The sequence below is a fragment of the Frankia sp. AgB1.9 genome (genome assembly GCF_016786355.1).
In the GTDB taxonomy this organism is placed as follows: Bacteria; Actinomycetota; Actinomycetes; order Frankiales; family Frankiaceae; genus Pseudofrankia.
Genome location: NZ_JADWYX010000175.1, coordinates 7,795 through 15,357, shown reverse-complemented (window position 1 = coordinate 15,357; position 7,563 = coordinate 7,795). Strand labels below are relative to the sequence as shown.

The window sequence follows — 7,563 nt, the reverse complement described above, 5'->3', positions numbered from 1 at the left end:
ACCATGGTGAACACCCGGACCGGTGTCAGGGCAAATTTTGGGTTTGTTTATGGCTTCCGCCAGTCGGCCAACACCCACATTACCCGACAAGACCACACCGTGTCTCACGATTATCAGTGCCCGGAAGCGGACACCGGCCCGCACGCCGACGAGGGCCGGCCGCCGCCGAGCACACGCGACGCATACGTCATCGGGCGGCTCCGTGTAGAGATCGGGTCCAAGTGCAGCGACGACCGCGGACCAGACCCGCCGATACAGCCCAACACACAAAACCGGTGGCACAGACGCCGGTGTCTATGCCCCCGCCCGACGAACACTGAGGCGCGGTCCGAAGGTCAGCGCGAACCGGTCGTACCTCCCGACCGAGGCAGCACCAGGCGCGCTGCCTGCTTGTTCACGCCGCGACCGGCCGCGTCGAGAGGCCCGCCAACCAGTCGGCTGCGTTCCACCACGCGGTGATCTCCCACACGGCCCGGACCTGGACACGGCCCCGGCTGGTCACGGCGACCTCATGGGGGATAGCGAGCTGTTGGCGTTGCGGGATTGGCCGGGCCGTGGATGTCACCACTGCCCGCCGGTCCCCGCGTCCGGCGCGCAGCGTGTCCGCGACCGCCAACGCGGGCGCGACCTGTACCGGCCACGCCCCGGGCGGGCAGATCACCGCCGAGATCGCCACCGGCGACCGCGCCATCTCCCGGGCGACCCGCCACCGATGCGACCACGCCATCGGCAGGAACAGCACCCCGTCGTCCGTCGCCCCGAGGGCCCGCGCCCAGTCGCGGTCGCGGTCGCGGTACACGACCCCGGCCCGCCTCACCGGAACATCCACCGTCAGGCGGGGCACCGATACGGCGGTTTCGCCGCCACCCTCAGCGGCCATCGTCACCACCAGGCCCCCGTCCGCCGAGCCGTCCGCCGGGTTGTCGCACCCGCGTAGCATCGTGGCCGTCACGCCGCCCTACCTACCGGCAGCCCCGTGACTGCGGTCGGACGCGCGAACGGGAACACCTCCCACACCGCCAAATCCACCCGCCGACCTTCCACCTCGGCCCGCACCTCATAGCTCGCCGTAGGGCGCGAGCGGCGTATGGGTGGACGCGCCGCGCACACGACAGGCGCCACCGAGCCGACCGGCCGGGCCGCCGCGAGCAGGCCGCCGACCGCGAGCGCCAACGCGGTCTGTTCGACCGCCACCCCGTGCGGCCAGACCGCGACCGGGCCCACCTCCGGACACGTCGCCACGATCTCCAGCGCCCACCGCACCAGCAGCGGCCGAGGTATGTACGCCACCCCCGCCGACCCCGCCCCGCGCGGGTCCGACCCGAACGGTCTTGTCAGCGCCAATCCGTCACGCCCCAGCGGCGCCAGCACCGGCACCACCACCGCACCGACGCCCCCACTCCATTCGATCACTGCCGTCGTCACCGGACCTCCCCGCCGTGCCGAGCGCCCGGTTCGCACGGGCGATGTCAGGCCGGCTCCGGCCGGGGGTCGACGCCAGCCCGACCGGAACCGACTCCGGCAACGATTCGCTACCGAGAAGATTCGGAAAGTAGCCGCGAACGGAGACTGTCGGCCGCGCGTATCGACGCACTGGCACCCGCCGGAAGCGAGCCGAAACCGGCCATCCTGAGCCGTGTCAAGGCCGTGGATAGTGCCTTCTTCGAGGCGCCTTCCGGCTGTTTGGTGTCACCTTGTGCCGGGACAGTGATAGCGAGATGCGCCGGTCGGATCATGGGTTCTGACCCGATCTGTCCCTGCCCGAGGAGGGCCACCCGTGCCCGTGGCGCCCGCGCAACGCACCCTGCTCGCCCGCCGCATCCAGGAACGCCACTGGACCGTCGAGGAGTTCACCGAGCGGTTCAACCACACCGCCCGACGCTCCCTACCGGGCGACCGCGATCACGCCATCAGCCTCAGCCAGGCCAAACGATGGGTCACCGGCAAATGCGCCCGACCGCTCCCCGCATCCCGTCGCGTCTTGGAAGCCATGTTCGGCACCGATGCCCGGATGCTGCTCAGGCCGCCGGGTGCGCCGCCGGACCGTGACACGGCCCTCACGACCCGAGACAGCGTGACTGATCCCTGCCCGCCGGGTGACGATGGACGCTTCGCCGCCGGTCCGGACGAGGAGGTGATCCGCACGCACCGCCGCGACCTTCTCAGCGCCGGAGCCCTCCTGGCCGCCACCGGCGCCACCCTCGGCCCCGCAGACCGCGCCGCCCGCATCTCACGCGCCCTCGCCACCTCCGGCGACGACCCACTCACCCTCGCCGAACTCCAACGCGGCATCCACCAGCTGACCAGGATCTACGCCGTCACCCCCCACGCCACCCTGATCGAACCCGTCGAACGAGGCTGGGAAGACGCCGAAATCCTCCTCGGCGCCTGCAAAACCAGCAGAGTCCGCCAAGACCTCGAACTCGTCGCCGGCCAATATGCCTTCTACAGAGGACGGCTCGCGTTCAGCATGGGCGACGACCGCACGGCGCTAACCTTTTTCGTCCTCGCCGCCCAGCACGCCGACTCCGCCGGCGACACCCTGCTCTCCGGATCAGTCGACGCAATGCGGGCCGCGGTCGCGTTCTTCGCCGGTGAATTCTCCACCGCCGCGACCATCTCCCGCCGAGCCCAGCGCGGCGCGCATCCCTACGTGGTCGCCCAGCTCGCCAGCTCGCTCGCGCGGTCACTCGCCCAGACCGGCGATACAGACGGCGCCCTCACCGCCCTGGACACCATGCGCGACAACATCTGGACCGGGCCGCCACGACCGGGCATAGAACCCGGCAACGAAGAACACTACGAAGCCTTCAGCGCCGTCACACTCAGCTACCTCGGACGAGGCGACCAGGCCGAACAGCACGCCCGAGCCTCACTCGCCCTCCTCGAAGGCACCGGCCGACACGTCCAGATCGCCGGAACCCAGCTGGCACTCGCCCGCGCATTCCTCCACCGCAGCCATCCCGAACCCGAGCAAGCTGCCCTAGCCATCCGCGACGCGCTCACCGCTGCCGAAGGCAACAACCACGGCGCCACGACCGACCGCGCCGCCGCGATCACCCACCGGCTCACCAGCAACCCCGACTGGGCCAGACTCCCCACCACCCGCGACCTCACCGACCGCCTACCCAACCCCCGGCTGCCGTCTCCGGAAACCAGCGTCTGACGCGCGAGAACTCGGCCCTTTTCGTGCGTGACCGATAACCAAAGACTGCCTGACGCCTAAACTGCCACGCTTGCCTATTTGGAGCCGGGAGGCGACGTGGAGGAAGTCTCTGGCCGAGGCGCCGACACTTCGACAGGACCTGACACTGAACGTGATGCAACGCCACCGAGTATACGCCTAGAGATCTCGGCGATTGCGTGTATCTCCAGGTTCTTGTCGTAGTCGCCGATCTCAATTGTTGCCACCCACTTGCCCGAGGCGTCCGGGAACACGACCGGCGATAGGAATGGCCGTGCAACCGGACGAGTTTCAACGTCCGCCTCCACCTGGACCGCTATCCGAAAGACCGACTGCGGGAGCTGCGCGCATTCACCCGATACAACAATCTTCCCGTCGCCAGTCGTAGAGGGTCTGAAATCGGCAGAGATGATCGTCACAACAGGCGCCGTCGCGCCCCCTTCAGAGGCCGCCGCTGGACGCGTCGAAGCGGTAGCACTTGCTGTTGGCGTAACGGCCGCCTTGTGTTCGGCACCGCCGAGCCAGATAACGCCCACAATTGCAGCGGACACCGCACCAGATGCTCCGAATGCGGCAGCGAGGATGATTGACGAGCGACCGCCTCTGCTATCGGATCGGGCCCGCGCGTCTTCGCCCGCAACAAGGGTTCCCGAGACGCTTACAGGCGTCGCATCACCACCGACAAACACTCCATTGTTCGGGAAGCACTCCCGTGCCGCAGCCAGCAGCCGGTCCCGACCATCCGGTAGCACACCATCCGCCAGCAGTGATGACACTGCGGACCAGAACCCGAGCGCATCCCGCACACCCCATGAGGGATGCCGGCCTGCCGCCAGGCCAGCCGCTCTCAATACCTGCCTAGCCGCATCCGCATCCGCAAACGAGTCGGCGAATGCTGCAACCTCCACCGACGACAGACCCCTGCCCACATGCCACCCCCGCAGCACGAGCCGTACCGACCACCGTCGCCCGCCACACCGATCAGATCATGTCGCACACTCGGCGCCAGCCGCCCAGACCACGCGATGGATAAGGCAAGCGTAGCCGCGAACGGACCGAGCAGACCGAACGGACCGAAGATCGTCGCCAACTTTCTGTGCTGTTTCAAGGGCGGCCTTCGGCCGCCGCGCCGTGCCGCCGCACGCGACACGCACGGGCAGGTCCCGTCATCCCGCCACGCACGGGGGCCCCGCCGGGCGCCGGGGCGCCCGGCACCCCCGCGCGTGTCGGGCTGCCACCCGCCCGCGCGTGTCGGAGCGTCGGCCCGTCGCCACAGACGAGGAAGGCCACCGCGCGGATTCCGTCAGCGCACCCCGCGATCCGATCCGCCGGACGTCCACGCGAGACCGCCCGTAGCGGCCTGCACCAGGCGCAGCCAGAGAGTCGACGTCGCACGGCGAGGATGGACCAGCGCGGCGTCGCACGGCGGGTATCTGTGGGATGCCCATTCCCCGGCGGCGCCAATGGTCTAACGGAATGCCGCCGGTATCAAGGGCGCCTACGGCGTCGGCAAGCCGATCACCCTACGGGCGACCCTTGACACCGACACCATTCCGCTAAGTTCGGCACCCATGGGGGATGGGACGAAAAAATGGGAGGGCCGAAGACAGCCGCTCCCAGTGGGTTCACACGGGCGCAGCGGACCCGTAGCCGGCCGCCAGTCGCGCCCAGAGGCAAGAAACGCCGCGCGCCGAGGGAGAGTCCCACGTCGCGCGGCGCAGTGCTTTACCGGCCACCAGGAGCCGGACACGGCAACGGCCGGCAGTCCCACGGGGGAGAGACTGCCGGCCGTTGACCGTTGGGCCGAACCGAGCCGGTCCTGTGGCGGGTTAGAAGGGGTTCGCGCAGCGGCAGCCCCGAGGGCGCACCACGCTTGCCAGCGCGACGACCGTTTCCGGTTCCTCCCGCCGCAGCAGATCGAAGATCCGAGCGCAGGCCCCCGGGTCATCCGTCGCGGTCAGCAACAGCCCCGCCGCAGCCTGGTAGGGACCGATCCCCCGATCCGGCAGCCCGGACACGTCCGGCACCCAGCCCCCCGGCGCATCGCCCGGCAGCGTCACCATCTCCGCGCCGGCCGCCACCGCCTCAGGGTCAGGCACACCCTTCGGGAACCGGCGGAACAGCAACGCCACACCCTGACGGCCCACCGGCAGGTGACTGACGAACGACGCAGGCGGGAGCGTCGCCACGACCGTGGCGATCTCACCAGGAGTCGCGCCAAATTCCACGTCCACGGCGTAGCCGTTGTCCGGCAGCAGAACAGCCCGGACCAACTCCCGGTCGCTCACGCCGCCGCCCCCGCCAGCGCCACCGACGCCCCGAACTGGCCGAACCCCGGGCCGAACGAGCCCACCACCGCCGTGTCCCAGCCGAACTCCGCGACCACCAGCCGCACCCCCGCGTGCCGCAGCAGCACCAGCTCCCGGGCAATGTCCCGCGCCGTGGCGCCGATCGTGTCCAACGCGTCGACCACGACCACGTCATACCGACGCGACCGGACCAGCCGCCGCACCACATCCCACGCCCGACCCTCACCGCCACCCGCACCGATCTGGGAAACCTCACCACCGGCCACCCAGCCACGCTCCGCGCACGCAGCCCGGAACACCTCCCGCTGCACCGCCAACCGCGCCGCACCAACCCCGTGACGGGTGAAGGACACAGCCCGCACCCCACCTGCAATAATCGCCATGGGTTCCACTCCTTGTTCGTGCAAGGTTGGGATCAAGGCCCGGGGATTGGTGCGCCAACACCACCCCGGGCCGCCTATTCAATTGTCGAACTGCTACCATTCTAAACCACCGGCCCAGGAAATGCAGCCGATTCGCGGAACACCGGACCCGGCTATTGGCCGTGAAGATCCACGGAAATCGCCGCAAAGGCCCCCAGGAACGCCGTGGACAACATCAAAACCAAGGCCATATCCCGATATCAATCTGAACGATCATTGGATGAGAATGCGGCCCGCTCACGAAACAAGGGCAGCGGGATTCCGCAGACCGGCCCGGCGCCGCACCACGAGATGCGCGCCACCCAGACCCCGAACCGCCGGCCACCATCCGAGCGCAAACGCCCACCAGGACTACGCCGCCAGCCCGGGCCGGACCAGACCGACGGCGCGGATGGCGTGATCCGTGCGTGGTGGGAAGATCGGTGGTGTGGTCGTTTCGGGGGTTGCGCCGGAGGCGGAGGGCTGGGACTTCTTCGTCTCCTACACCTCGGTGGACCGGGCGTGGGCGGAGTGGGTGGCCTGGCAGTTGGAAGACGCCGGGCACCGCGTCCTGATCCAGGCGTGGGATTTCGTCGCCGGGTCGAACTGGCAGTTCAGGATGGATGAGGGGGTGCGACACGCGGAACGGACGATCGCGATCCTGTCGGCTGCCTACCTGACGTCGGTCTACGGCCGCCAGGAGTGGCAGGCCGCCCAGGCCGCCGACCCCACCGGCTTCGCGCGCAAGCTCCTTCCCATCCGGGTAGAGGACTGCCCCCGCCCGGGTCTGCTCGGCGCGGTTGTGTCCATCGACCTTTACGGCCGCACCCCGCATGATGCCCACCGACACCTGCTGGACCAGATCAGCGGGACCGTCACCGGCCGGGCCAAACCCACGACCGCCCCCGAGTTCCCAGTACCCGTGCGAGACGCCCCGCCGGTCCAGGAGCCCCACTTTCCGCCGCCAGCACCCGCCAATCCCAGACCGATCGGCGCTGCTCTCACAGGCCATATAGAAAGGGTGAAGTCGGTGGCGTTCACTGCGGATGGGCGCACTCTCGCCACCGGCAGCGATGACAAGACCGTGCGGCTGTGGGACGTCACCGACCCGACCCGACCCCGACCGTTCCGCCAACCCCTCACCGGCCACACCTCCGGCGTGTGGTCGGTGGCGTTCACGACCGACGGGCACATCCTCGCCACCGGCAGCAGTGACAAGACCGCGCGGCTGTGGGACGTCACCGACCCGACCCGACCCGACCCGACCTGAACAGATCGGCCAACCCCTCACCGGCCACACCAGCGAGGTGGTGTCGGTGGCGTTCACGGCGAACGGTCACACCCTCGCCACCGGCAGCGGTGACCGGACCGTGCGGCTGTGGGACGTCACCGACCCCACCCGACCTGAACAGATCGGCCAACCGCTTACCGGCCACACCAGCGCCGTGATGTCGGTGGCGTTCACGGCGAACGGTCACACCCTCGCCACCGGCAGCGCTGATCAGACCGCGCGGCTGTGGGACGTCACCGACCCCACGTGGCCCCGACCATTCCGCCAACCGCTTACCAGCCACACCAGCACCGTGGCGTCAGTGGCGTTCACGGCGAACGGTCACACCCTCGCCACCGGCAGCGCTGATCAGACCGCGCGGCTGTGGGACGTCACCGA

Annotated in this window: 8 protein-coding genes; 3 read left to right on the top strand and 5 right to left on the bottom strand. The window is 69.4% G+C overall.

All coding sequences use genetic code 11. The features are described from left to right. Window positions 1-394 precede the first annotated feature (394 nt). Window positions 395-952, bottom strand: a complete 558-nt coding sequence (locus tag I6A60_RS38225) for a hypothetical protein (protein ID WP_203012063.1) — start codon at window positions 950-952, stop codon at window positions 395-397. Then, window positions 949-1,425: a hypothetical protein gene (locus I6A60_RS38220; RefSeq protein WP_203012062.1), complete on the bottom strand. Its 477-nt coding sequence runs from the start codon at window positions 1,423-1,425 to the stop codon at window positions 949-951. The genes I6A60_RS38225 and I6A60_RS38220 overlap by 4 nt, the downstream gene beginning before the upstream one ends. 352 nt (window positions 1,426-1,777) lie before the next feature. Between I6A60_RS38220 and I6A60_RS38215 the strand changes: the two genes are divergently transcribed. After that, window positions 1,778-3,166, top strand: a complete 1,389-nt coding sequence (locus I6A60_RS38215; RefSeq protein ID WP_203012061.1) for a hypothetical protein — start codon at window positions 1,778-1,780, stop codon at window positions 3,164-3,166. Window positions 3,167-3,240: 74 nt separating this feature from the next. Here the strand turns inward: I6A60_RS38215 and I6A60_RS42445 are convergent, their stop codons facing one another. The 3 genes from I6A60_RS42445 to I6A60_RS38205 all read right to left on the bottom strand — a co-directional run bounded on the left by I6A60_RS42445 (window position 3,241) and on the right by I6A60_RS38205 (window position 5,876). Continuing rightward, window positions 3,241-4,092 (bottom strand): effector-associated domain EAD1-containing protein, encoded by an 852-nt coding sequence (locus I6A60_RS42445; protein ID WP_307874082.1) that lies wholly within the window; start codon window positions 4,090-4,092, stop codon window positions 3,241-3,243. 921 nt (window positions 4,093-5,013) lie between these two features. After that, complete coding sequence (locus I6A60_RS38210) at window positions 5,014-5,472, bottom strand: hypothetical protein (RefSeq protein WP_203024783.1); 459 nt, start codon at window positions 5,470-5,472, stop codon at window positions 5,014-5,016. Beyond that, window positions 5,469-5,876, bottom strand: a complete 408-nt coding sequence (locus tag I6A60_RS38205; RefSeq protein ID WP_203024782.1) for a recombinase family protein — start codon at window positions 5,874-5,876, stop codon at window positions 5,469-5,471. Before I6A60_RS38205 ends, I6A60_RS38210 begins: the two co-directional genes overlap by 4 nt. A 466-nt stretch (window positions 5,877-6,342) precedes the next feature. On the opposite strand from I6A60_RS38205, the gene I6A60_RS42440 reads away from it, so the two are divergent. Together I6A60_RS42440 and I6A60_RS43830 are read left to right on the top strand one after the other, a co-directional pair. Next, on the top strand, window positions 6,343-7,164 hold the full coding sequence (locus I6A60_RS42440) for a TIR domain-containing protein (RefSeq protein WP_307874081.1): 822 nt from the start codon (window positions 6,343-6,345) through the stop codon (window positions 7,162-7,164). A gap of 46 nt (window positions 7,165-7,210) precedes the next feature. After that, on the top strand, window positions 7,211-7,563 hold a 353-nt coding region (locus I6A60_RS43830), incomplete at its 3' end, for a WD40 repeat domain-containing protein (protein ID WP_374113492.1).

Coding starts and splice junctions, on each gene's coding strand:
- I6A60_RS38205 (WP_203024782.1), bottom strand. CDS start 5,876: ATGGCGATTATTGCAGGTGGGGTGCGGGCTGTGTCCTTCACCCGTCAC.